26 protein-coding genes are annotated in these 24,447 nt (G+C 56.7%); 4 read left to right on the top strand and 22 right to left on the bottom strand.

Annotated features, from left to right (window positions below; all coding sequences use genetic code 11):
• Positions 1-38: 38 nt before the first annotated feature.
• The 20 genes from IV098_RS09485 to cysS form a co-directional block, all read right to left on the bottom strand.
• Positions 39-887, bottom strand: coding sequence for a class I SAM-dependent methyltransferase (locus IV098_RS09485; protein ID WP_296888476.1), 849 nt, complete (start codon positions 885-887; stop codon positions 39-41).
• Positions 888-1,049: 162 nt separating this feature from the next.
• Positions 1,050-2,831, bottom strand: coding sequence for an ABC transporter ATP-binding protein (locus tag IV098_RS09480; RefSeq protein ID WP_296888475.1), 1,782 nt, complete (start codon positions 2,829-2,831; stop codon positions 1,050-1,052).
• 106 nt (positions 2,832-2,937) lie between these two features.
• Positions 2,938-3,867, bottom strand: coding sequence for an NAD-dependent epimerase/dehydratase family protein (locus tag IV098_RS09475; RefSeq protein WP_296888521.1), 930 nt, complete (start codon positions 3,865-3,867; stop codon positions 2,938-2,940).
• Between the two features lie 8 nt (positions 3,868-3,875).
• Positions 3,876-5,585, bottom strand: coding sequence for a thiamine pyrophosphate-binding protein (locus IV098_RS09470; RefSeq protein ID WP_296888473.1), 1,710 nt, complete (start codon positions 5,583-5,585; stop codon positions 3,876-3,878).
• Between the two features lie 25 nt (positions 5,586-5,610).
• Positions 5,611-6,924 carry a lipopolysaccharide biosynthesis protein RfbH gene (rfbH, locus tag IV098_RS09465; RefSeq protein WP_296888471.1) on the bottom strand — a complete coding sequence of 438 codons (1,314 nt, stop codon included), beginning with the start codon at positions 6,922-6,924 and terminating at the stop codon, positions 5,611-5,613.
• Positions 6,925-6,957: 33 nt separating this feature from the next.
• A complete protein-coding gene (rfbG, locus tag IV098_RS09460; RefSeq protein WP_296888469.1) occupies positions 6,958-8,037 on the bottom strand; it encodes a CDP-glucose 4,6-dehydratase in 1,080 nt (359 codons plus the stop codon).
• Positions 8,031-8,801, bottom strand: coding sequence for a glucose-1-phosphate cytidylyltransferase (gene rfbF, locus IV098_RS09455; protein ID WP_296888467.1), 771 nt, complete (start codon positions 8,799-8,801; stop codon positions 8,031-8,033). The genes rfbG and rfbF overlap by 7 nt, the downstream gene beginning before the upstream one ends.
• Positions 8,802-8,924: 123 nt before the next feature.
• Positions 8,925-9,578 carry an ATP phosphoribosyltransferase gene (gene hisG / locus IV098_RS09450; protein WP_296888465.1) on the bottom strand — a complete coding sequence of 218 codons (654 nt, stop codon included), beginning with the start codon at positions 9,576-9,578 and terminating at the stop codon, positions 8,925-8,927.
• Position 9,579: 1 nt separating this feature from the next.
• On the bottom strand, positions 9,580-10,833 hold the full coding sequence (murA, locus tag IV098_RS09445) for a UDP-N-acetylglucosamine 1-carboxyvinyltransferase (RefSeq protein WP_296888463.1): 1,254 nt from the start codon (positions 10,831-10,833) through the stop codon (positions 9,580-9,582).
• Positions 10,834-11,070, bottom strand: a complete 237-nt coding sequence (locus IV098_RS09440) for a BolA/IbaG family iron-sulfur metabolism protein (RefSeq protein ID WP_296888461.1) — start codon at positions 11,068-11,070, stop codon at positions 10,834-10,836.
• A 2-nt stretch (positions 11,071-11,072) separates the two neighbouring features.
• Positions 11,073-11,828 carry an ABC transporter permease gene (locus IV098_RS09435; RefSeq protein ID WP_296888459.1) on the bottom strand — a complete coding sequence of 252 codons (756 nt, stop codon included), beginning with the start codon at positions 11,826-11,828 and terminating at the stop codon, positions 11,073-11,075.
• Complete coding sequence (locus IV098_RS09430) at positions 11,825-12,730, bottom strand: ABC transporter ATP-binding protein (RefSeq protein ID WP_296888457.1); 906 nt, start codon at positions 12,728-12,730, stop codon at positions 11,825-11,827. Before IV098_RS09430 ends, IV098_RS09435 begins: the two co-directional genes overlap by 4 nt.
• Positions 12,727-13,005: an STAS domain-containing protein gene (locus tag IV098_RS09425; RefSeq protein ID WP_296888456.1), complete on the bottom strand. Its 279-nt coding sequence runs from the start codon at positions 13,003-13,005 to the stop codon at positions 12,727-12,729. The genes IV098_RS09430 and IV098_RS09425 overlap by 4 nt, the downstream gene beginning before the upstream one ends.
• Positions 13,002-13,589: a phospholipid-binding protein MlaC gene (locus tag IV098_RS09420; protein WP_296888455.1), complete on the bottom strand. Its 588-nt coding sequence runs from the start codon at positions 13,587-13,589 to the stop codon at positions 13,002-13,004. Before IV098_RS09420 ends, IV098_RS09425 begins: the two co-directional genes overlap by 4 nt.
• A 97-nt stretch (positions 13,590-13,686) precedes the next feature.
• On the bottom strand, positions 13,687-15,072 hold the full coding sequence (locus tag IV098_RS09415) for a TolC family protein (RefSeq protein WP_296888453.1): 1,386 nt from the start codon (positions 15,070-15,072) through the stop codon (positions 13,687-13,689).
• Positions 15,069-15,536, bottom strand: coding sequence for an outer membrane lipid asymmetry maintenance protein MlaD (gene mlaD, locus IV098_RS09410; protein ID WP_296888451.1), 468 nt, complete (start codon positions 15,534-15,536; stop codon positions 15,069-15,071). The genes IV098_RS09415 and mlaD overlap by 4 nt, the downstream gene beginning before the upstream one ends.
• A gap of 5 nt (positions 15,537-15,541) precedes the next feature.
• Positions 15,542-16,330, bottom strand: coding sequence for a lipid asymmetry maintenance ABC transporter permease subunit MlaE (mlaE, locus tag IV098_RS09405; protein ID WP_296888449.1), 789 nt, complete (start codon positions 16,328-16,330; stop codon positions 15,542-15,544).
• Entirely contained in the window at positions 16,323-17,135 is an 813-nt protein-coding gene (locus tag IV098_RS09400; protein ID WP_296888447.1) for an ABC transporter ATP-binding protein, read from the bottom strand. Before IV098_RS09400 ends, mlaE begins: the two co-directional genes overlap by 8 nt.
• A 96-nt stretch (positions 17,136-17,231) precedes the next feature.
• On the bottom strand, positions 17,232-17,681 hold the full coding sequence (locus tag IV098_RS09395) for a hypothetical protein (RefSeq protein ID WP_296888445.1): 450 nt from the start codon (positions 17,679-17,681) through the stop codon (positions 17,232-17,234).
• The gene (gene cysS / locus IV098_RS09390; protein WP_296888443.1) at positions 17,678-19,045 is read right to left on the bottom strand and encodes a cysteine--tRNA ligase; all 1,368 of its coding nucleotides are present in this window, start codon (positions 19,043-19,045) and stop codon (positions 17,678-17,680) included. Before cysS ends, IV098_RS09395 begins: the two co-directional genes overlap by 4 nt.
• Before the next feature lie 106 nt (positions 19,046-19,151).
• Between cysS and IV098_RS09385 the strand changes: the two genes are divergently transcribed.
• Genes IV098_RS09385 through IV098_RS09370 form a run of 4 tightly spaced genes read left to right on the top strand, consistent with a single transcriptional unit; the run spans position 19,152 to position 22,520 of the window.
• A complete protein-coding gene (locus IV098_RS09385) occupies positions 19,152-20,120 on the top strand; it encodes a tetratricopeptide repeat protein (RefSeq protein WP_296888441.1) in 969 nt (322 codons plus the stop codon).
• A 5-nt stretch (positions 20,121-20,125) separates the two neighbouring features.
• On the top strand, positions 20,126-21,280 hold the full coding sequence (locus tag IV098_RS09380) for a murein L,D-transpeptidase family protein (RefSeq protein ID WP_296888439.1): 1,155 nt from the start codon (positions 20,126-20,128) through the stop codon (positions 21,278-21,280).
• Positions 21,281-21,288: 8 nt separating this feature from the next.
• On the top strand, positions 21,289-21,780 hold the full coding sequence (locus tag IV098_RS09375; RefSeq protein WP_296888417.1) for a peptidylprolyl isomerase: 492 nt from the start codon (positions 21,289-21,291) through the stop codon (positions 21,778-21,780).
• Positions 21,781-21,788: 8 nt separating this feature from the next.
• Positions 21,789-22,520 (top strand): UDP-2,3-diacylglucosamine diphosphatase, encoded by a 732-nt coding sequence (locus tag IV098_RS09370; RefSeq protein WP_296888415.1) that lies wholly within the window; start codon positions 21,789-21,791, stop codon positions 22,518-22,520.
• Here IV098_RS09370 and IV098_RS09365 read toward each other — a convergent pair.
• A complete protein-coding gene (locus tag IV098_RS09365; protein WP_296888413.1) occupies positions 22,515-23,186 on the bottom strand; it encodes a hypothetical protein in 672 nt (223 codons plus the stop codon). The two genes, IV098_RS09370 and IV098_RS09365, sit on opposite strands and share 6 nt — an antisense overlap.
• Positions 23,183-24,352, bottom strand: coding sequence for an O-succinylhomoserine sulfhydrylase (locus IV098_RS09360; protein WP_296888411.1), 1,170 nt, complete (start codon positions 24,350-24,352; stop codon positions 23,183-23,185). Before IV098_RS09360 ends, IV098_RS09365 begins: the two co-directional genes overlap by 4 nt.
• Positions 24,353-24,447: the final 95 nt, after the last annotated feature.

Genomic DNA, 24,447 nt, shown 5'->3' with positions numbered 1-24,447 from the left:
ACAATCAGCCTTTCTTATGCCTTGCTGATAGGGCGCCATCAATCGCTTTTAGAAAAAAAGCGCTTGTATTTAACGGTTTCCATGCGAGATAGCACAAACAGCGCAGTGTCAGCGAGAAAGCGTAGACCTCGGCAGATCACAGCCATAACGCCCCTGCGGTCTGTGGGAAGGCGGGTTTTGAAGGAGGACAGCGCACTCTGGACCACGTTCTGATATCGAAAATCCGAAGCATCCCTGGTTCGTCCACCATTCGCGGTTGGCTTGCTGCGCACGCACAGTCGCGAGTCAATATGAAAAGCCACGATAGATTCAAAAAAGCTGATGCTATAGACCTTCGACGAATAGCGTGTATAGCTGCTGCGGAGGGCAAAAGCGCGCGAGTTGATTCCATCAACGATCCTGAATGCGAAGTTCAGGAATGAATACTTATAGGGGTTGCCGAACTCACGAAAATAGTTTGTGTGAACATCCTCAACAATCAGCAACCCGCCATCACGAATCTGGGGGATTGCATGATGCGTGGTCACTACTTGCTGCAGGTTAGTATGGCCTCCGTCGTCGATGACAACGTCAACCGGCCCAGTCTTCCTGAAAAAGTCTTTCCAGAACTGCTCGTTACCCTGATCACCAATGTAGATCTCGAAACCGTGCTTCTCCCATTCCTTGGCATCAGGATTCAAGTCCACCCCGATGATGCGTGCCTCTGGCCCGAGAAATTCGCGCCACATAAACAGGGACCCACCGTTGAATATACCTACCTCAACCAGCGTGATGCTCTGACCCCGGTACTTGGCCAGAAGCGCTTCGTACACAGGAAAATAGGTATCGTACTTGATAGAAAGGTACGGGGCATCTTGGTATATTTGTTGCAGTTTAGGGGGTGTCATGGGTCTTGATCGTTTCAGGCATATGCCGCTTCCATCTGTCGGCATTCGAAGGATTGTCATGCATGCGCATAATTCAACGCACTTCACACACGGGCTACCTCCAAGTAACGTCGGCATAATGCCCGTCTTGTGGGGGGTGTCAAGAACTGACTGGCGTGATGATCAAAAACTCTCAGCCTTGGGATCGACTATTTCCGCATACGATCCCCTACGTGTGATCTGTCCATCACTCAACTCAACGATCTGCGTGCAATTCTTGAGTGTGGACAGGCGGTGAGCGACGATCAAAATCGTAAGTTCATCACCCAGGCTTTCAATAGCTTTCATCACCGCACGTTCGGTATCGTTATCCAGGGCACTTGTGGCCTCATCAAATACAATGACATTGGCTTTTTTATAAAGCGCACGCGCGATACCAATACGCTGGCGTTGACCACCAGATAAACGAATGCCCCGCTCACCCACGAGTGTGTCGTATTGCTTTTCCCACGACTCGATCGTTTCGGCAATCTGCGCTTGTTGTGCAGCCTGACGCAAGCGGATCTGATCAATTTGATCCAGCGGAACGCCAAAGGCAATATTTTCTGCGATGCTGGTATCGGCCAGAAAAATGGCCTGTGGCACGTGGGCGATGTGCGCCTGCCAAGCCCGATAATTTTGTGGGGTGATCGTTACCCCGTCGATGGACAGACTGCCGACGGTGGGTTGTAGCAAGCCCATGATGATATCCAGCAATGTACTTTTGCCACTTCCCGTGGTTCCCATGAAACCAATGCGGCTGCCTTTGAGTATGGTGAGATTCAATCCCTCAAGCACCCATGGTGATTGGGACGTATAACGAAAAGCCAGATTGTTGAGGGTGATGCTCTGCTGAAATGGCATGGGGACAGACAATGGTTCATCCGCATGTTGGGGAAGCGGCTGATCTAACAACTCCAGCGCATCACTCAAAGATACCTGACCACCGCTCATTGAAGACCAGCTTGAATAGGCCTGTTGCAGCACAGGTAACAGGCGCTGTGCACCCAGCGCCAGCGCGCCCAACACCGGGATGGCGCCTGAAATACCCTCTGATCGCCCCGCGAGTGAGTATGCCAATGCCAAAATAAGTACCATCCCCAGTGCCTCGATACCATACCGCGGGCTACTACCAATGATCTGGATATTGGCCTGTGCACGGCGCAGCGGCAAGTCGGCATTGCGATATATATTGCAATAAGTAGCCTGCGTACCATCAATGAGTACGTCACGAATGCCACCCAGGCCTTCTTGCAATGCCTTGATCACCTGATTCTGTTCAAAGCTGATGCGTTGGCTGTCCAGTGCTACACGTTTCCTGGTCACGAGAATAACCAACACATAGATGCCGCCAAACCCGGCAAAGGCGGAAAAGGCAACCACGGGCTCGATGGCAACCAAGGCCATCAGGATTGCCAACAACATCATGCTGGAACTCAGAAGAGTAAGTGCGGGCATCAGCGTGGAATACACAACGGTATTTGCCTTGTTCGAAATACCTGCAATCACCTCACTACTGTTGCGCGCCACGTGCACTGCATAAGGCTGATAAAGCGTGCGCCGGTAGATGCTGATACTGAAGTCTGCACCAATGGCATGGCTGAATCGGGTTTGTGCCCATAAAAGGCCCAGACGCATGGCGCCGGAGACCAAGACTGTAATTCCGAAGGCGACGGTGAGTGGCAACAATAGCTGGCGCGGCTCGGTGAGTTTTAAAACCTGAATAAGTGGCTGTGCGATTGAATGTGAAAATACTCGCTCTGGCGCCGTAAGCACGCCTAAAAATGGCAGCACCGCACCTATGCTAATAACCTCGGCAAAGGCCGCGAGAATCATTAGTGCAAACAAGATACCGAATTGCATGCGCCGCCGTGGCATGGTGTGGAGCCACAGGCGACGAAGCAATTGTTGAATCGAATGATGCATCTGTACGTGCCCTATTGGTTGCAAACACAGCCCATCGAGCCCTGCCTGTTTCCAGGACGGTCAACCAAGTCGCACAGGAGGAATATTGAAATGGGTTGTAGCGCAATCATTTCCATCCTCTCACCATCAGATGTGCTTCACTTAATACGCTTTCCAGTGAGGATTTTTCTGGGTCGTATTTAAACGTTTGCGCTCTGTGATTCCTTGAAAAATAATTGGTCTTCACGCCTGTTGCATTCACTCCAACAGGGGTTTGCCTTATCTCATACATCAACCCGAAGTTATGACTCATGCTGGAGAGCAGTGTCACTTTGTCTACTGGTGCTTTAGTGTAGCAATCCACCACATCATTCGTGACTGGTGCTGCCAGAATTAACGCGACCATCTGGTAAAAGTCATCCGGCCCGATGTAGTCACGAACAATATTGTCCGATGAAGTAATCAGCGTGTCGCCATGCTGGATTGCCCGCAAGATATCAGTGATCAAAAAGCGTGCGGAAACATCGTGTGTATGGCTGAAATAATTGAAAACCCGGATATCGACTATTGGCAGATGTGACAAAGCGCGGTGATGGCATTCCGCATACAATTTTGCAACCGCATACCAATCTTGGGGCTGCAGATGGTTGATCGCGATGGTTGCCTTGCTGTTCTCATCAACAGGCTCGTCAAAGTTTGGGCCATAAACTGCCCCGCTGCTTAGAAATAAATACCGGCAGTCAGGATGCTGATGCAAATAATCCAGTGCCAGAATGTCGTATTTCAAAGTTATTTCGAATATGGAATCGCCCATCGCAACAGCCTGGGCCGGGTTGCCCACTCCGACGAAATTGATGATGGCATCAAACTCTCCTTTGGTGAATTCGGAAAAGTCATCTACTGGATAGCGCCCTGACAACCCAGCTAACACCAGCCATTTCGCAACCTCATCCGGACGGCGCGCAAACAGATGCAGGGATTTGTCCTCCGAAGTAGAAAACGAAATGATCAGATCTCGGGCGATCTGGCTGGTCGCTCCGAGAATGGCTATTCTCATCACGTTGGCTAACCGTCCAGTTTGGGAAACTGCTCATCCAGTTTCGACCCAAAGGCCAAGCGTGGACGGCATTCCGTTGCACCATCCATCAGGATTTCGATGAGCAGCGGGCCTTTGCCGTCCATTATCAAATTCAAGACACGATCCAAATCCGTCGCGTTAGTGGCACGGTGAGCCGTGATCCCATAAGCCATTGCAATATCTGTGAAAGAGGGACTGCTATAGCCCTTTTGAGTCGATTGGTCACGGCCATTGAAATACATATCCTGAAAATTTTTCACCATACCTAATACTGAGTTGTTCATTACGACAATAGTCAGGTCCAATCCGAGGCGATTAAGCGTATCCAGCTCCTGAATGTTAATTTGCAGACTTCCGTCGCCAGTAATCACCACAACTTTGTTCTTGGACTGAAGAGCAACTCCCAATGCGGTGGGCAAAGCAAAACCCATTGCGCCCATGCCGCCGCTGTAATGAACAGCCTGATTAGGCGATAAACGCAAGCTTTGCGCGGCCCACATCTGGTGATTGCCGACATCGCAAACATAATCGACCGGCTTCCCTGAAAAAATGTGATTCAGTTTTTTAAAAAACTCGCTGGGGCTAATTTCCCAATCTGCATATTCATTAGACGGTGCCCGGTCCCGTTGTATTGAAATCACAGTAGCCCAACTCTTATCCAGATTGAGGAATGTAGAAGCTCGAAGCGGAAACGCTTTGAAAAAGCTCTCGGCTGCCGCGCAGATATTCAAGTCGGCCTGAACGCGATTACCCAACTGGGCGGGGTCAATGTCGATCTGGACGATACGCGCTTTACGAGCAAAATCATCCACATCCGCACCTGTTTGCCGAACATCGAGTCGCGCCCCTACCACGATTAGCAAATCACAATTCTGTATTGCCCAGTTGGCCTCACGATTGCCATAACTACCGATCATATTGAAATAATTGCTGCGCTTGATCACCCGTTCATGCCCCATGAGTGTCGACACATAAGGAATGCCTTGATAATCTGCAGCCAACAGCCACTCGTCCATCGAATCGGCCCAACGCGCTCCGCCGCCGATACAGATCAATGGGCGCTGTGCATTCTTACACAGCGCCTCTAGTTTCATCAGGTCGCCCGCACCAACTTCCGGAGCGCGGCCAGCATCCAATGGCTTGCTCAACCACTCCTCAACCAATGTTTCCGGAATGTCGGAACGCTGAACATCATTTGGGATATCCAGTAATACTGGACCTTGGCGACCGCTCAGCGCTGCCGATAACGCCTTATGCAGTTCCGGCAACAAATGTTCAGGGCGATCAACCCTCACCGAGTATTTGGTCAGTGAGCGCACGACTTTAACGATATCTAGTTCCTGGAAGCCTTGTTGCCTAATCGCCCGATCCCCCTTGAGTTCACGCGTATTGACCTGCCCCGTGATAAACAAACATGGCACGGAATCGAACCAGCAGCTTCCGATGCCTGTAAGCAAGTTTGTTGCGCCTGGGCCGCTGGTACCCATGGCAACCGCGATCGTTTTTCCCTTGGTGTACCTTGCCACCCCTTCCGCAGCGAAGGCAGCGGATTGTTCATGATGCATCGAAACGATGTTAAATTTCCCCGATTCGGCAAGGCTATCGAGTAGGTGCGTAATCATTCCCCCAACGAGTTCAAAACAGGTTTGAACTTGATGTGCTACCAGAAATTTGGCGAGTGCATCAGAAGCCTTCACAGTTTTTCCCGGTATACACGTCGTTCTAGAAGTTCACACCGAAAAATAATTCGATCTTCTCTGCCACAAAACTCAACATCTCTTCAGTCAAGCCGGGATACACACCTATCCATAAAGTGTTGTTCATGATGTTATCTGTGTTGGACAACTCACCGCTAATACGATAAGTGCGGCCATCAAAATATGGCTGACGCGTGAGATTCCCTGCAAACAACAGGCGCGTACCGATCTTGTATTGATCTAGATATTCCAACAACTGGACCCGATCAACACCCCCCGATTCGCGAAGGGTCATGGGAAACCCAAACCAAGATGGCTCACTGCCTGCGGTGGCCTCCGGCAGAATCAAGAAGTCTTCACAAGATTTTAGGCGGTCCTTGAGAAAAGCGAAGTTGCTTTTGCGCGCCTCAATGAAGTCCGGAAGCCGATCCATCTGCGCCAAGGCGCATGCGGCTTGCATGTCGGTAATCTTGAGGTTGTAGCCCAGGTGGGAATAGGTGTACTTATGGTCATACCCTTTTGGCAGTGAACCCAACTGCCAACCAAAACGTTTACCGCAAGTATTGTCACAACCGGGTGCGCAGTAGCAATCGCGCCCCCAATCGCGGAAGGACTCAATGATCTTGCGCAATTCACTATCCTTGGTGAACACCATACCGCCTTCACCCATGGTGATGTGGTGGGCGGGATAGAAACTGCATGTGGCGATATGGCCGAAGGTACCGACATGCTGACTTTTGTAACGCGAACCTAGAGCGTCGCAGCAATCCTCGATGACCCAGAGATTATGCTTATTGGCCACGGCCATGACTGCGTCCAGATCGAACGGATTGCCCAGTGTGTGCGCGACCATAATGGCGCGAGTCCGTTCGGTGACCGCCGCTTCGATCTTCTTCGGGTCGATGTTGTAAGTCGGGATGTCCACGTCCACGAATACTGGCACCATGCCGTTCTGCAACATGGGGTTGACCGTGGTAGGGAAGCCGGCGGCCACGGTGATGATTTCATCGCCGGGTTTCAGTGCCCGGTCGCCCAACTTGTGTGAAGTGAGCGCAGTAAATGCCAGCAGGTTGGCGGATGAACCGGAAGTAGTCGTTAGCGCATATGGCACACCAACGAATTCTGCGAAGCGCTTTTCAAATGCCTCGTTAAAGCGGCCGGCAGTCAACCATCCATCCAAAGAGGCGTCCACCATGTTTTTCAGCTCACTCGCGCCGAGCACTTTTCCGGAAGGCGGAATGACACTTTCACCCGGCGTAAATGACTTTTCTACAAAGTGCAGCGCGCTGTATTGCTCAACCAAGTCAAATATTTGTTGTTTTATCGTTTCTTTGTCCACATAAACCTCTGCTCGTTCTAATTCACAATCTGGCTACGGCAATAAGCCGTTGTATGTGGCGATTTGCTGGAGCGTTACTTCACGCATGGCTTTCCCCGCCCTATACGCATGATGCCAGTCCACAATTGCGCTCAATGTGCTTTCGAGATTCCAGCGCGGCTGCCATTCCAGGCGTGTTTTAGCCTTTGAACAATCGAGTTTCAAATAATGCGCTTCATGCGGATGATCGCGTCCATCCAGAGTCCAAGTAGCGCCTTCACCCCATGTTTTAGTCAGGTGCTCCACAATCCATGACACAGGCTTTGCATCTTCGTCATTTGGGCCGAAGTTCCAGCCTTCTCCATAAGCAGGGCCATCCTCCCACAGCTTTTGCGCCAGTTGCAGGTAGCCGGCCAGCGGCTCCAGTACATGCTGCCAAGGCCGGATGGCATGGGGGCTTCGAATATGAACCGGTTTACCCTGGGTGATGGCACGTATGATGTCCGGGATGAGCCGGTCTTCCGCCCAATCGCCACCACCGATTACGTTGCCTGCCCGCACCGACGCCAACGCTACACCGTGGTGGTTGAATTCCTTGGGGTTAAAGTAGGAAGCACGGTAGGCGGAGGCAACCAGTTCCGCGCACCCCTTACTGCTGCTGTAAGGATCGTAGCCGCCCATGGGTTCATTTTCGCGGTAGCCCCAAATCCACTCGCGGTTGTCGTAGCATTTATCGCTGGTGATATTGACCACGACCTTTACGGAACCCGCTTGACGCACGGCCTCCAGCAGATTGACCGTTCCCATCACATTGGTGGAATAGGTTTCTACTGGATTCTGGTAGGAATAACGCACCAGGGGCTGGGCTGCCATGTGGATAACGATCGCTGGCTGATGCTCGACCATGACGGCAGCAAGCCGGGCCAAGTCCCGGATATCGCCTTCAATACTTGTCATGCCATCCGCTACCCGTGCCACTTCGAACAGGCTGGGGTTAGTGGGGGGCGGCAACGCGTATCCGACAACTTTTGCGCCTAGCTCCTGAAGCCACAAGGATAGCCAGCCCCCCTTGAAACCAGTATGACCAGTGAGAAATACAGTTTTTCCCGCCCAGAAGGATGCGTCGATCACCATATTTTCCAGGGAGCTTTTCCGCTTAACCAAAGCTCTTCCAAATGATTCTTGTCTCGTAGTGTATCCATGGGTTGCCAGAAGTCTTCATGCTCCCAGGCCATCATTTCGCCCATTTCGGCCAGGCGTACCATAGGCTCGGCTTCCCAGATGGTGCGGTCGCCTTCGATCAGATCGAACACCTTGGGCGAGAGCACGAAAAACCCGCCATTGATCCAGCCCCCGTCGCCGCGTGGTTTCTCGACGAAACCGGTGACGCGGTTATTGCTGTGCTCGATCGCGCCATAGCGGCCCGGCGGCTTCACTGCAGTCATCGTCCCCTGCTTGCCGTGCTTGCGGTGAAAATCAATACTGCTCCTGATGTCCACGTTGCTCAGTCCATCGCCGTAGGTGAAGCAGAAAGCTTCTTCGCCCTTCAGGTAGGGGCTGACCCGTTTCAGGCGTCCGCCGGTCATGGTGTCTTCGCCGGTATCCACCAGTGTCACCCGCCACGGCTCGGCATTGCGCTGGTGTACCTCCATCTTGTTGGAGGACATGTCGAAAGTCACATCCGACATGTGCAGGAAGTAATTGGCGAAATATTCCTTGATGACATATCCCTTGTAGCCACAGCAGATGATGAAGTCGTTCACGCCATGGGCGGAGTAGACTTTCATGATGTGCCAGAGCAGAGGCTTGCCACCTACCTCAACCATGGGTTTAGGTTTCAGATGGGTTTCCTCTGAGATTCGGGTGCCGTATCCACCGGCGAGAATGACAGCTTTCATGTAGTCCTCATTGTTCCTGATGTCGCACGACGTCCTGATAGGTGCCGATCTGGCAGACCTTACCGCTCATCAGTTCCACCACTATTGAGCAGTTACGACGCGTGGAGAGGCGAGGTGACACGATTACGCGGCGGCGCGTGCATCCACCGCCGCCGCAAACGCATCAATCACCGGCTGAATCAAGCTGCGTTTAAGTTTGAGCGCAGCCTGATTCACCACCAGCCGCGAGCTGATGTCGCTGATGTGTTCGACCGCCACCAAGCCGTTGGCCTTGAGGGTGCCGCCGGTGGAAACAAGATCGACGATGACGTCGGACAGTCCGACCAGCGGGGCGAGTTCCATCGATCCATAAAGCTTGATGAGATCGATATGCACGCCTTTCGACGCGAAGTGGTCACGTGCGGCGTTGACGTATTTGGTGGCGACGCGGATGCGCGCGCCCTGCTTGACTGTGCCGGCGTAATCGTAGCCTTCGCGCACGGCGACCATCATGCGGCAGCGCGCGATCTCCAGATCGAGCGGCTGATACAGGCCGTTGCCGCCATGCTCGTTCAAAACATCCTTGCCGGCGATACCGAGGTCGGCCGCGCCGTATTGCACGTAGGTCGGGACGTCGCTGGCGCGCACGATGATGAGGCGCACGTCGGCGCGGTTGGTGCCGATAATCAGCTTGCGCGACGACTCGGGGCTTTCGCTCGGGACGATGCCGGCAGCGGCCAGCAACGGCAAGGTTTCTTCAAAGATGCGGCCTTTGGACAAGGCAAGTGTAATGCCCATCTCAATGCACCCGCTGAATCCGCGCGCCCAGCTGGGTGAGCTTTTCCTCGATGCGTTCGTAGCCACGGTCGAGGTGGTAGATGCGCTCGATGGTGGTTTCGCCCGCGGCCACCAGGCCGGCCAATACCAGGCAGGCGGAGGCGCGCAGGTCGGTCGCCATCACGGTGGCGCCGTCGAGTCGTGGCACGCCGCGCACCAGGGCGGTGTGGCCGGTGACTTCGATGTTGGCGCCCAAGCGGCGTAGTTCCTGCACGTGCATAAAGCGGTTTTCGAAGATCGTTTCGGTGATGCTGGCCACACCACTGGCCACGCAATTGAGCGCCATGAACTGCGCCTGCATGTCGGTGGGAAACGCGGGGTGCGGCGCGGTGCGCACGTCTACCGCATTCAGCACGCCGTCGGACTCGACTTCGATCCAGTCTTCGCCCGAGGTGACATGGGCGCCCGCATCGGCCAGTTTGCCCATCACCGAAACCAGGGTGTCGGGCTGGGCATGGGTGGCGCGGATACGGCCGCCGGTCATGGCTGCGGCCACCAGAAAGGTGCCGGTTTCAATGCGGTCGGGCATCACGCTGTGCTGCGCACCATGCAGTGCCGGCACGCCGTGGATGGTGATGACGCCACTGCCGGCACCTTCGATTTTGGCGCCCATTGCGATCAGGCAATTGGCCAGATCGACAATCTCTGGCTCGCGCGCGGCGTTGGCCAGCACCGTGGTGCCGTCGGCCAGCGACGCCGCCATCATCAGATTTTCGGTACCGGTAACGGTGACCATGTCCATGGCGATATGCGCGCCTTTGAGCCGCTTGGCCCTGGCGTGGATGTAGCCGTGCTCGATATGGATTTCCGCGCCCATCGCCTGCAAACCCTTGATGTGCAGATCGACCGGGCGCGAGCCGATGGCGCAGCCGCCGGGCATGGACACGCGCGCCTCGCCAAAGCGCGCCAGCGTCGGCCCCAGCACCAGGATCGCGGCACGCATGGTTTTCACCATTTCGTAGGGCGCATCCTTGTTGGGAATCGATTCGCCGCACAGCGTGACGCGATTCTGGTCGTCCAGCGTGACGCGCACGCCCATGTGGCCCAGCAGCGCCAGCATGGTGCTGATGTCCTTCAGATGCGGCACATTGGCAAGCTGCAAGGGCTCGGCGCTGAGCAGCGCAGCCGTCAGAATCGGCAATGCAGCGTTCTTGGCACCGGAAATGCGCACCTCACCGGTCAGCTTGTTACCGCCGTGGATCAGCAGGGATTCCATTCAGCGGCTGGCCCACTCTTCGGGAGTGTAGGTTTTCATCGAAAGCGCATGGATTTCTGCGTGCATGCGCGCGCCCAGTGCGTCGTACACCAGTCGGTGCTGCTGGATCATGTTTTTGCCGCTGAAAGACGGGCTGACGATGACCGCATTGAAATGCTGGCCGTCGCCATCCAGTTCGATGTAATCACACGGCAATTTCTCGGTGATCCAGCCTTTGATATCGTCGGGGTTGACCATGCTTAGTGCCTCAGTTTGTAGCCGCTCTTCAACATCAGGAGCGAAAGCGCGGATATTGCCACAAAGCTGCCTGCCACGACCAGCAGCCCGAATCCCGGCGCGACGTCGGACTGCCCCAAAAAGGCATAGCGAAAGCCGTCGATCATGTAAAACACGGGGTTCCAGTGCGATACCGTTTGCCAGAAGGCCGGCAGGGAATGAATGGAATAAAAGACGCCCGACAGAAAAGTCAGGGGCAGGATCAGGAAATTCTGGAACGCTGCCAGCTGGTCGTATTTTTCTGCCCAGATGCCTGCCATGGTGCCCAGCGCACCCATCAACCCGCAGGCCAGCAGGGAAAAAGCGAGCAGCCAGCCTGGGTGCGGGACGCTTGGCGTGCCAAAGCCCAGCGTCACCACCCACACCCCCAGCCCTACCACCAGCCCGCGCACGATCGCCGCGATGAGATAGGCGCTGAAGAATTGCAGATACGACAAGGGCGGCAACAATACGAACACGATGTTGCCGGTGAGTTTGGACTGGATCAGGCTCGACGAACTATTGGAAAAAGCGTTCTGCAGCATGCTCATCATCACCAGCCCCGGCACCAGAAACTGCGTGTAGCTCACGCCGGGGTAGACCTCGATGTGCGCTTCCAGCACATGGGAAAAAATCAGCAGATAAAGCAGCGCGGTGACGACCGGCGCCACCACGGTCTGCACCGCCACCTTCCAGAAGCGCAGCAGTTCCTTGTAGAGCAGTGCGAGGAAGCCGTTCATGCTCGCTTCATGATGTCGGTGAAGACATCCTCCAGATCGGCTTCGATCAGCTGCATCTCGGTTACCTGCCCACCTGCGCTGCGCACAGCGGCCAGCAAAGCCTCCAGCTCGCTGAAATCGCTGAAGTTGAAGCGCCAGCCGCCGTCCGGCAGCGCTTGCAGGCGCTCGGTCCAGGCGGCAGGCGGCGCGCTCGCGAGGCGCAACGCGGCGCAATGTTCATTGGCGTGATGCAACAGGTTGCGCGTGGTGTCGCAGGCCACGATGCGCCCGGCCTTGAGCATGGCGATGCGACCACACAGTGCCTGCGCCTCTTCCAGATAATGCGTGGTCAGCAGAACGGTATGGCCTTCGCGGTTGAGACGGCTGATGAATTCCCACAGCGAGCGGCGCAGATCGACGTCGACCCCGGCGGTGGGCTCATCGAGCACGATCACCGGCGGCTTGTGCACCAGCGCCTGCGCCACCAGCAGGCGACGCTTCATGCCGCCCGACAGGTTTTGCGTGTTCTTGTCGGCATGCGGGGTGAGGTCGAGGTGATGCATGATTTCGTCGATCCAGCCGTCGTTGTGACGCAGCCCGAAATAGCCGGACTGGATACGCAGGGTTTCGCGCACGTTGAAAAAAGGATCGTAGACCAGTTCCTGCGGCACCACGCCGAGCGCACGGCGCGCTTGCCGGTAATCGCGCACCACCTCATGTCCCATGATGGCTGCGTAGCCGGCATCGGCACGGGTGAGCCCGGCGAGAATCGAAATCAGCGTGGTCTTGCCGGCGCCGTTCGGCCCCAGCAGGCCAAAAAACTCGCCCGGCTGGATGTCGAGTGAAACCCCATCGAGCGCCTGGGTGGTGCGAAAGCGTTTGCTCAGACCCTGAACGCTGATTGCCGCAGCGCCCGGATTCATGTGGGGATCAAATCCGACACGCCGTAAAGCTCGGCAAGGCTGGTAAAACTGGCTGGGAGTCCCTTGCAGACGAAGCTGTGGCCAGCTTGCCGGGCATGGCGCATGGCACTGAAGATGAGCGTCAGCGCCGCCGAGTCGATATTTTCAACACCGCTGAAATCGAGGGTATCCATGCCGTTTTCCAGCTGCGGCTGCAGTTCGCGCAGCAGTCCGCCCACGCTGTCCACGGTAACCGTGCCAGCGATCTGGCAGCAGTTGCCCTCGCACGTCATCATGAGCCGGGGCGCGCCGCCGGTTTGGCGCTATGCGATTTGGCGGCAAGCGTGGCAATCAGGCCATCGATGCCGCTCTGCCGGATGGTGCTGGAAAATGATGCGCGGTAATTGGTCACCAGGCTCACGCTGTCGATCGCCACGTCGTACACCTTCCAGCCAAACGCGGTTTTGTACATGCTGTAGTCGATGGGGATCGGCTGGCTACCCGGCTGGCGAATCTCGGAATGCACTGTCACGTCAGTGTCGTCCGGCTTGATCGTCATCGGCTTGAACTCGACCGCCTGATTGGAAAACTCCAGCAGTGAACTGGAGTACGTGCGCACCAGCAGATTACGGAATTCGGTCACCAGCGCCTGCTTCTGCTGCGCGGTCGCACGCGGCCAGTGCTTGCCAACGGCCAGCTGGGTCATGCGGTTGAAGTCGAAATTGGGCAGGATTTTGGCTTCGACCAGCTGATAAACCCTGGCCGGATTGTCACTCAGGCTTTCCTTGTCTTTCTTCAGGATGCTCAGGACTTCCTGCGTCGTGGTCCGCGCCAGCACATCGGGTGGAATATCGGCAGCCTGTACCAGACTTGAACTCAAGCCAAGCGCCAGGGCCAATGAGAGAAAAAAAGATCGCAACATAATCAGACAGTCCTGTTCAAAAAAGGGGGTCAGCAAGGAAGTAGACGCTGCCCGCTTACTTGAGTTCACCCGTCATGCGTGCCAGCTGCGCGACGTTCATGTTGTAATCGTTGATGGAACGCACGTACTCGGTTTGCGTCAGCACATAATTCTTCAGCGCCTCGACCATCTTGTCGGCGCTTTCCAGCCCGGCCGAAAAATCGGCCAGCGACGCCACCACCCAGCGCCGTGCCGCAGTGGCACTGGCACCCAGCTCTTTTTGCGACGCGTAGTTGGCCTGGGCATTGGCATACGCTTCACTGACTTCGAACGGCACGCCCTCCAGGGCGAAGGCGCGCTTGTGGTTGAGCGCTTCCAGTTCGGCCTGCGCCTGATTGACGCGTGCACTCGCCACGTCGAATATCGTGTCCCACTTCACGCCGACGACCGGGGTCAGACCGCCGCTGTTGAAGACATCATTGGCGTAAGGATTGTCCAGACTGTCGCGCTGCGAAGCGTAGTTGAATTCGCCAATCACGCCGGCATACAGATCGGGCATGCGATCCGCCTTTTTGGCGGCCACCAGCGCACGGCGGGCACGCAGGCCGGCTTCCAGCTGTTCCATTTCGGGGCGGTCCTGCAGAGCGCGTGACTGCAAATCGGCCAGCGCCGTCTGCGGGAACGGTACCGGCTCGATCCGCTCGTCGGCCACGCTCAACTCGCCCGCCAGGCCGATTCCCGTCAGCACTTTCAGGCCATCCAGACTGATTTTTTCCAGTGCACGCGCCTGATTGCCGTATTTGGACAGCAAACCCTTTACGGTTTGCAGGGCATACAGGTCCGATTGCTTCACTGTACCGTTATCGTCCGCCAGGCCTTTTTCCACGCTGGCGAGTTCCTTTTGCAAACGAGCCAGGATGTCGTCCAGGTAGACCCGGATGTCGCGCGCCGCCAGATAGCCGTAATAGGCGCGCTTGGTGTCATACACCGTATCGGTGCGCGTTTTTTTCAATTCGCCGCGCTTGATGTCGATGTTGCCCTGCGCAGCTTCGCCGTAATGCTCGACCTTGCCAAAGGTGTAGAGCGGCTTGATCACGGCAAAGCCGATATGCGACCAGTCGGAAACGCCATTGATTTCATCGCCGTCGCTGCGCGGCGTACACGGAAAAGCCGTACACGACTGCGCGCCCCCCTCAAAAAAGCCGCCCTCGACTTCCGGGGCCAGGCCGACGAAGGCGTTGACGCCAACCCGCCAACCCATGTTGCCCTGAACTTCCTGCAGCAGGCCGCGCGCCGCCTCGACCACCTGCTCGCTTTCCTTGATGCGGGGATCGGCGGTCAGGCTCATCTGCACCGCCTGCTGCAAGTTGATGGTATCGGCCGGGGCAGACGTCGCAGCCATCAGCAGGCCCGCTGCTGCCAGCACACGCGTCAGGCGGGTGAATCGTGAGGTGTGTGTCATTGCGGCGCTCCTTCCTGAGCCTTGTCATACAGAAACCGGCCAATCAGGTTTTCCAGTACCACCGCATCCTGAGTGATGAGAATGCGGTCCTTTTCCTTCAGCTTCACGCTGTCCCCGCCCGCTTCCAGGCCGACATATTGTTCGCCCAGCAAGCCCGAAGTCAGGATGGCCGCTGAACTGTCCTTGGGGAATGCGTAGCGCTTGTCCAGACGCAGCGTCACTACCGCTTCGTAGTTGTCGTCATCGAACTGGATGTCGGCCACGCGCCCGACGACCACGCCCGCGACTTTGACCGGCGCTCGCGGTTTGAGGCCGCCAATGTTTTCGAACCGGGCGATCACTTCGTAGCCTTCAGCAGAATTGAGCGCGCTGGTGCTGCCCACCTTGAGCGCCAGAAACAGCAAGGCAACAATGCCTGCGGCGACAAACAATCCCACCCAGAGATCAAGTTTGGTCTTGTTCATGATGATTACCCAATTCCCCGGAACATAAATGCGGTCAAAACAAAATCCAGCGCCAGCACGACCAGACTGGAGGTCACCACGGTACGCGTCGTCGCCCCCGCAACCCCTTCGGCCGTGGGGGGCGCATCGTAGCCTTCGAACAGCGCAATGGCAGTCACGGCAATGCCGAACACCACGCTTTTGATCACGCCATTCAATACATCGCGCTCGAAATCAACCGCGTTTTGCATCTGTGACCAGAAAGCGCCTTCGTCAATTCCTATCAGCTGCACGCCGACCAGATACCCGCCAAAAACGCCCATCGCGGAAAACAGCGCGGCCAGCAGCGGCATGGAAATCACCCCGGCCCAGAAGCGCGGCGCCACCACGCGCGCCAGCGGATCCACCGCCATCATTTCCATTGCCGACAACTGTTCGGTCGCTTTCATCAAGCCGATCTCAGCCGTGATTGCGCTGCCGGCCCGGCTGGCGAACAGCAGTGCCGCCACCACGGGCCCCAGTTCGCGCACCAGCGACAGCGCCACCACAATGCCCAGCGACTCTTCTGCGCCATAAGTCTGCAGGGTTTCGTAGCCTTGCAGGCCCAGCACCATGCCGACAAACAGCCCCGATACCAGAATGACGATCAGCGACAGCACACCGGTGAAATACAGTTCGCGGATGGTGAGGCCGAAACGCCGGAATGCCATGCCGGAATGCAGCAGCACCGTCACGAAAAACCGCATCGCGAGCCCGACAGTCCAGAGCGCGTCCAGCGTGCGGCTGCCCAGATTCGTGATGGCCTGCTTAAGCACGCTGCCCCCCCAGTCGCAGATCATCAGCGTAGGGAGGGGCCGGATAGTGGAACGGCACCGGACCGTCCGCCTCGCCGTGCACGAACTGATGCACAAACGGCAATCCGGAGGCGCGAATCTCATCTGCCGTGCCCTCGGCAACAATCACACCCTCAGAAATGAAATAGATGTAGTCGACGATTTTCAGTGACTCGTGAATATCATGCGTCACTACAACGGAAGTCAGTCCCAGCGTGTCGGTCAGGCGGCGAATCAGGTTGCCGGTCACGCCGAGCGAAATCGGATCAAGGCCCGCAAACGGCTCGTCGTACAGCACCAGCATGGGATCGAGTGCAATCGCCCGCGCCAGCGCAACCCGCCGCGCCATGCCGCCAGAGAGTTCAGCGGGCATCAGCTGCGCTGCACCGCGCAGGCCGACGGCATGCAATTTCATCAGCACCAGATCGCGTATGGCGTCTTCCGGCAAATCGGTGTGCTCGCGCAACTGAAATGCCACGTTATCGAACACCGTCATGTCGGTGAACAGCGCACCGAACTGGAACAACATGCCCATTTTGCGACGCAGGCGACACAGGCCATCACGGTCGAGGTCGCCTACCGACTCGTCCGCCACCCTCACCACGCCCTGGTTCGCCTTCAGCTGCCCGCCGATCAATCGCAGCAGCGTGGTTTTCCCGCAGCCGCTGCTGCCCATGATCGCAACCACCTGGCCGCGCTTTGCGGTCAGGTTGATGTTTTTCAGGATGGATCGCGTGCCGTAGCCAAAAGCCAGTTGTTCGATTTCGATCAGATTGTCGTTTTGCAAAGGGAATCAAGCCCCGTCATGAGGAAAGCCAAGCGCAGCATTTTACCGAATACTGGTGAACTAATCCCCCTCCTGCCTGTGCGATTTCTGGTGGCCTCAGTAGCCCAGCACCTCGCTCAGGATCATCGCCTGTTCCATTTTTTCCAGATCGCCGCTGCGGCTGATTACAAATAGCGGCTCACCATGGGCCGCACGCGCACTCGCTTGCCGTGCCAGTTCACGCAGGTCGGGAAACGCATCGATCCACCACAGATGCGCGTCGCACCACGCCGGCGTCGCCACGATGATGCGCGCATCGCAAGGCGGGGGCAGGGTTCCGGGTTCCAGCAAAAATCGAAAACCGGGCTGCGTGTCAGCCAGCCATTGCACCCAGTCGGCAGCCGTAGCGGTCTGCCAGCAAGCTGCCGGCAAATACACCGTTTGAAACCGGGTGTTGTAGTAGGACAGCTGCCAGTCGTCCGGCAGGCCGTCTGGATAAAACGCTTCGCGCCAGTGCGGATGCAACCAGTCTTCCGCGCCGACGTAAATCAGCCGGGATGCGCTCAAGCGCGCCGCCAGACCGTTCCGCCCGCGCCATCTTCCAGCACGATGCCGGCAGCCTGCAGCGCATCGCGAATACGATCGGATTCGGTGAAATTTTTCGCGGCCCGTGCTTCGCGGCGCGCCACGATCATGGCGTCGATTTCCGCTTCGGACAAACCCGCACCCACAGCGCCTGATTTGAGGAAATCGGCCGTATCGCGCTGCAGCAAGCCGAGCACGCCGCCCAGGTTGCGCAGCATGTGCGCCGAATCGGCATCCCCGCGATTGGCCGAACTTGCCAGATCGAACAACACGGCCAGCGCCTCGGGGGTATTGAAATCGTCGTCCATCGCCACTTTGAACGCCTGCGCGGCGGGCAGCGTCCAGTCGACGGGCGTCGTACTCAGGGGCGCGCTTTTCAAAGCTGTGTAAAGCCGGGCCAGCGCACTTTTGGCGTCATCCAGGTGCGCATCGGAATAGTTCAGCGGACTGCGGTAATGCGCACGCAAAATGAAAAAGCGCACCACTTCGGCATCGTATTGTTGCAGCACTTCGCGAATGGTGAAGAAATTGCCCAGCGATTTCGACATCTTTTCGTTGTCGACCCGCACAAAACCGTTATGCATCCAGTAGTTCACAAAAGTACAGTCATGGGCCCCTTCGGACTGGGCGATTTCGTTTTCATGGTGCGGAAATTGCAGATCCTGCCCGCCGCCATGGATATCGAAATGATTGCCGAGCAGATCGGCGCTCATCGCTGAACATTCGATATGCCAACCGGGGCGACCCGATCCCCACGGCGACGCCCACGCCGGCTCGCCGGGTTTGGCCCCCTTCCACAGCACAAAATCCAGCGGATCACGCTTGAATGTATCGATCTCGACACGCTCGCCCGCCCGCAGCTCATCCAGGCTTTTGCCCGAAAGCCGGCCATAGCCGGGAAAATCGCGCACGCTGTAGTACACATCGCCATTGGACGCCGGATAGGCCAGCCCCTTCTCGATCAACTGCCCGATCAGCGCCAGCATCTGCGCCACATAGGCGGTCGCGCGCGGCTCATGGCTGGGCGGCAGCACGCCAAGCGCACGCTCATCCTGGTGCATTTCCTCAATGAAACGCTCAGTCAGCGCACCGGGCGTTTCACCATTTTCAGCCGCACGCTTAATGATTTTGTCGTCGATGTCCGTAATATTCCTGACGTACTCGACCTGATAGCCGCTGGCGCGCAACCAGCGGGTCGCCATGTCGAATACCACGAACACCCGGGCATGCCCCAAGTGGCAGAGGTCATACACCGTCATGCCGCAGACATACATGCGAACCATGCCGGGGGTCAGCGGAACAAATTCTTCTTTAGAGCGTGTCAGGGAATTGTGGATGTGCAACATAGTGAAATCCATTTGGGCAAGCGGGAAACCACCCCGGATGTGCTGTCTTAGCACCTCCGAAATTGTTAGAATTCGGACTCTCATACCGTCGATTCGAGCATATCACATGGCTTTATCCCGCTTCTTCGCCGTTGCCGCCGCTTGTATCGTGCTTGCCGCTTCGCCCGTACTGGCCGACGAAGTCCAGGAAATCAACCAGCAATACCGAAGCGGCAATTTGTCAGGTGCGCTCACGCGTGCCAATGCCTACCTCGCCAAGAACCCCAAAGACGCGCAAACCCGTTTTATCAAAGGCCTCATCCTCGCGGATCAGGGCAAAACCAACGAAGCGATCGCCGTATTTACCGGACTGACCGAGGATTACCCCGAGTTGCCCGAGCCCTATAACAATCTGGCAGTGCTGTACGCCTCGCAAAACAAATACGCTGCGGCCAAGAACGCCCTTGAAATGGCGATCCGCACCCACCCGAGCTACGCTACCGCGCACGAAAACCTGGGCGATATTTACGCCAAGATGGCTTCGCTTGCTTACGACAAGGCCCTGGCACTGGACAGCAAAAATGCGGCCGCGCAGACCAAACTTGCGTTAATTCAGGATCTGATCGGCGGACAGCCGGCCAAGCCCGCGACCTCCAAAGTGATCCCTGCTGCGAGCAAGCCGGTTGCCAAACCCGTTGCTGCCGAACCCGCGCCAGCAGCCAAGCCGACGCCGGCCAAGCCCAGCCCGGTCAATGCTGCCCCGGCAAGCAAGGAAGTCGAGGCGGCCGTCACGCGCTGGGCCCAAGCCTGGTCCGCCCGCAATGTTGATGCCTATCTTGCCGCCTACGCCAGCGATTTCACTGCCGAGGGTTTGACCCATGCCGAATGGGAGGCCCAGCGCCGTGCCCGGATCACGGGACCGGCCACCATCACTGTCAAAATCAGCAATCTGAAAATCGAACAGCAGGGTGATATCGCCCATGCCCGCTTCAGTCAGACTTACCGTTCTGACCGGCACCAATCCACCGTCAGGAAAACGCTGAAGCTGGCTTTGCAAAACGGCCAGTGGCGCATCGTCGGCGAAACATCGAATTGACAGCGATGCGGTATCTATTGCTCACCTTACTGCTGGCGGCACCTGTACTGCAGGCTGCAGAGCTTGATGCGGACCGCCAGTTGACCAACAGTTTGCTGGCGATTTCGCAGTCACGGGTGCCGGAAGCGCTCGACACCCTCGATTCGCTGACGCAACGACACCCCAATTTCCGCCTGGCTCAGCTGATCAAAGGGGACATGCTGCTGGCACGCGCACAGCCTCTGCAAGCGCTCGGCAACCCCAATGGCGCCTCCAGTCCAGATCTTGAATTGTTGCGCGACGAGGCGCGGCAACGCATGCGCGCCGTCACCGATTTGCAGCCCAACAACAAGATCCCGGCCTATTTACTGAACCTGGAAGACGACTATCGCCATGCACTGGTGGTCGACGCCAGCCGCTCCCGCCTGTACGTATACGAAAACCGTGCGGGCTTGCCGCTGCGGGTCGCCGATTTTTACGTCACCATCGGCAAGGCCGGCGCGGGCAAGCAGAAAGAGGGCGACAACCGTACGCCGGTCGGCATTTACAGCATCTCGGGTTTCAAATCCTCAAAGGAGCTGGGCGACTTTTATGGCAGCGGCGCATTCACCCTGTCCTACCCCAACGAATGGGACAAGCGTCAAGGCCGCAGCGGGCACGGCATCTGGATACACGGCAGCCCAAGCAACACTTACAGCCGCGCGCCGCGTGCGAGCGAAGGCTGCGTCGTGCTCGCCAACGACGACCTCACCCGGCTAGGCGGCTACATCAAACCGGGTAAAACCCCGGTCATCATTGCCGAGCAGGTCGAGTGGGTTTCGCAAGACGCACTCGACGCACGCCGCAACGACCTGGCGGCCGCCATTGACCAATGGCGAGTCGACTGGGAAAGCCGCGACACGGCACGCCTGCTCACGCACTACAGTGCGACGTTCCATAATGGCGAACAAAACCTGTCGAACTTTGCTGCCAACAAGCACAAGGTGAACGCCGACAAAGCCTGGATCAAGATTGGCCTCGACAAGGTCAGCCTGCTGCTCTATCCCGAGCGCTCCGATTTCGCACTCGTCAGTTTTGTGCAGAATTACCGAAGCAACTCGCTTAACGACCGCACCACCAAACGCCAATTCTGGAGCCGTGAAAACGGACGCTGGAAAATCATTCACGAAACCTCACTTTAGGATCACACATGGTCAAGCTGCACACCAACCACGGCATCATCACCCTTGAACTCGATGCCGAAAAAGCACCCAAGACAGTCGAGAATTTTCTTCAATACGTACGTGACGGTTTTTTTGACGGAACGATTTTCCATCGTGTCATCGACGGCTTCATGATTCAGGGTGGCGGCTTCGAACCTGGCATGACACAGAAACCCACTCGTGCTGCGATTCCCAACGAAGCGGGCAACGGTCTCAAAAACGACACCTATACCATCGCCATGGCGCGCACCAACGATCCCAACTCGGCCACTGCGCAGTTTTTCATCAACGTTGCCAACAACAGCTTCCTCAACCATACCTCGCCGACTCCGCAAGGCTACGGCTATGCCGTATTCGGCAAAGTGGTCGAAGGCATGGACGTCATCGACAAACTGAAGAAAGTCAAAACCGGCAATCGCGCCGGCCATCAGGATGTTCCGCTGGAAGATGTCGTGATCACACAGGCAGAAATCGCCTGACACCTCTGATGCGGACAGGTCGCACCTACTTCGTCGCCGACCTGCACCTCACCGATGAACGCCCGGTCGCCACCGGGCGTTTTTTTCGTTTTCTGGCCGAAAATGTGGCCGGGGCTGATGCGCTGTACATCCTTGGAGATCTTTTTGAAACCTGGATCGGTGATGACCACGACGAGCAGGTTGCGCATGACACCGCGCGGCATCTCGAATCGCTGGTTGCCTCGGGCACGTCCGTATTTTTCATGCATGGCAACCGCGATTTCATGCTGGCCAAGGCTTACGCTACCCGTTCCGGCATGACGCTGATTCCCGATCCGACACAAATCGATTTATACGGCGTCGCCACCCTGTTAATGCATGGCGACCTGCTGTGCACTGATGATGCCGCGTACCAGAAATTTCGCCGGCGAGTTCGGCATCCCGTGATAAAGGCCATTTTGCGCACGCTGCCGCTTAACTGGCGCCGAGGCATCGCACGTCAAGCGCGTGCCGGCAGTGCCGCAGCCAAAGCCGAGAAGCCCCATGAAATCATGGATGTCAATTCGCATGCTGTAGTCGATATCCTGCATTCACAGCATGCACAACGCCTGATTCATGGACACACCCATCGCCCGGCACATCACGTCCATCTGGTAGATGGGCAGACATGCGAACGCTGGGTGGTGCCGGACTGGTATACGCGCTGGGGCTACGTGGTGTGCGACGCACAGGGCTGCGCACTCAAAGTGGAAGAACTATGACGGTGCATCAACCAGGGGCATCCCCTTGGGTACGAGAAACAGCACCGGATCCAGAGGAATACGGATTTCGCTTTCAAATTGTCGGGTACGCCCTCTGAAATCCCGCTCTTCGAGAGGAAGCCCCAGCTCAAGTACGCTCTCAAACGCCCATACTTGATTCGCCAGATCGCAATCATGCTGCATTTCGGCGGGTGAATCCCGCCACATGCGATATTGGGTAGCCGCTAGAACAGCTTTCATTTCAGCCATTGCCCGTGCTGCATCTACAGCTGCCTGCTTCGCTGCCACGCCTTCCAGACAAGTCACCCCGTTCAGAACCAGACTGAAACGCCGGGTGCCTTTTGCAGCCGCATGCGAAGTCAGTTTCGGCTTCCAGCCCACAGGTGCCGCAGGCACTTTACCGGGTGTGAACACCATGGCCAGATTGTTGCCCCGCATCACATTAATGAGCCGGCGCTGCTTTCTGTCCAGCAAAATGTAATCTCCATCATCATGGCCATCATCCATCCGCATGAAATCCGGCGTTACCAGAATGCGCGTGAGATAGCTCGGATCGCCAGCATCCTGATCCACATAACGCAGCTCAGTTACTTCCTGCAGTGGCGAAGCTGCCGCGGCATGGATCATTGCCTGCCCCAGCAGCAACACTAGCAAAAGCAATCTCATGCCAAGCCACGTTCCAGATCGGCCTGAATATCGGCGATCGATTCCAGCCCCACAGCGATACGTACCAGTCCATCGCTGATGCCCGCTGCCATGCGCTGCTCGGGCGTCATGCGACTATGCGTCGTGGTGGCTGGATGTGTAATCGTGGTTTTGGTATCGCCCAGGTTGGCAGTAATCGACAGCATCTTCGTTGCATCGATGAGTTTCCACGCTGCGTCCTTCCCACCCTTCAGTTCGAAGGCAACAATTCCACCGCCCGTCTTTTGCTGCGCCATGGCCAATGCATGCTGCGGATGCGATGGCAAGCCCGGATACAACACCCGCGCAATGGCTGGCTGTGCTTCCAGCCATTGCGCCAACGCCAGCGCATTCCTTGAATGAGCTTCCATACGAATAGAAAGCGTCTCCATCCCTTTCAATATCACCCAGGCGTTGAAGGCAGACAACGTCGGGCCCGCCGTACGCAGAAAGGTATACACCCCCTCCATCAGCGCCTGACTACCCAGCACAGCCCCCCCCAATACCCTGCCCTGACCATCGAGATATTTCGTGGCTGAATGAATGACAATATCGGCCCCCAGCGCCAAAGGATTCTGTAACGCCGGCGAGCAAAAGCAGTTGTCCACTGCAAGCCAGGCCCCTGCATCATGTGCAATTTTGGACAACGCACGAATATCGCTCACTTCGGTCAGTGGATTCGAGGGCGACTCGACAAAGAAGAGTTTCGTATTAGGCTTGACTGCCGCCTGCCACTCTCCCGGATCAGTAGGGGAGACGTACGTTGTCTCGATTCCGAAGCGCCCGAGAATGTTGCTGAATAACTGCACGGTTGAGCCGAATATCGAACGGGATGCAACCACGTGCTCACCCGCTTTCATCAGCCCCATCACCGTTGCAAGAATGGCAGCCATACCCGAGGCAAATGCGACGCACCGCTCTGCACCTTCAAGAGCCGCCAAGCGTTCCTCCATCATGCTTACTGTAGGGTTCGTAAAGCGCGCGTAGATCGGACCTGGCTGTTCCCCTTTGAAACGCGCCGCGGCTTCTGCCGCGCTACCAAATACAAAACTGGACGTGAGGAACAAAGCTTCGGAGTGTTCGTTGAACTGACTCCTTACCGATCCAGCACGAACGGCCAGTGTGTCAAGGTCATATTCTTCGTTCATTTTTGCATCCAGTAATTTGAGTTAATGCTCATGCGCTCTTGCCAATTTTTGCCCAGAATGGAACTGTCCATTGTTGATGCGTCGGAGGATGGGAA

The sequence above is a fragment of the Thiobacillus sp. genome (assembly GCF_018780105.1).
GTDB lineage: Bacteria > Pseudomonadota > Gammaproteobacteria > Burkholderiales > Thiobacillaceae > Thiobacillus.
Note: the sequence above shows the minus strand (reverse complement) of the source record. Positions and strands in the feature narration are given on the sequence as shown.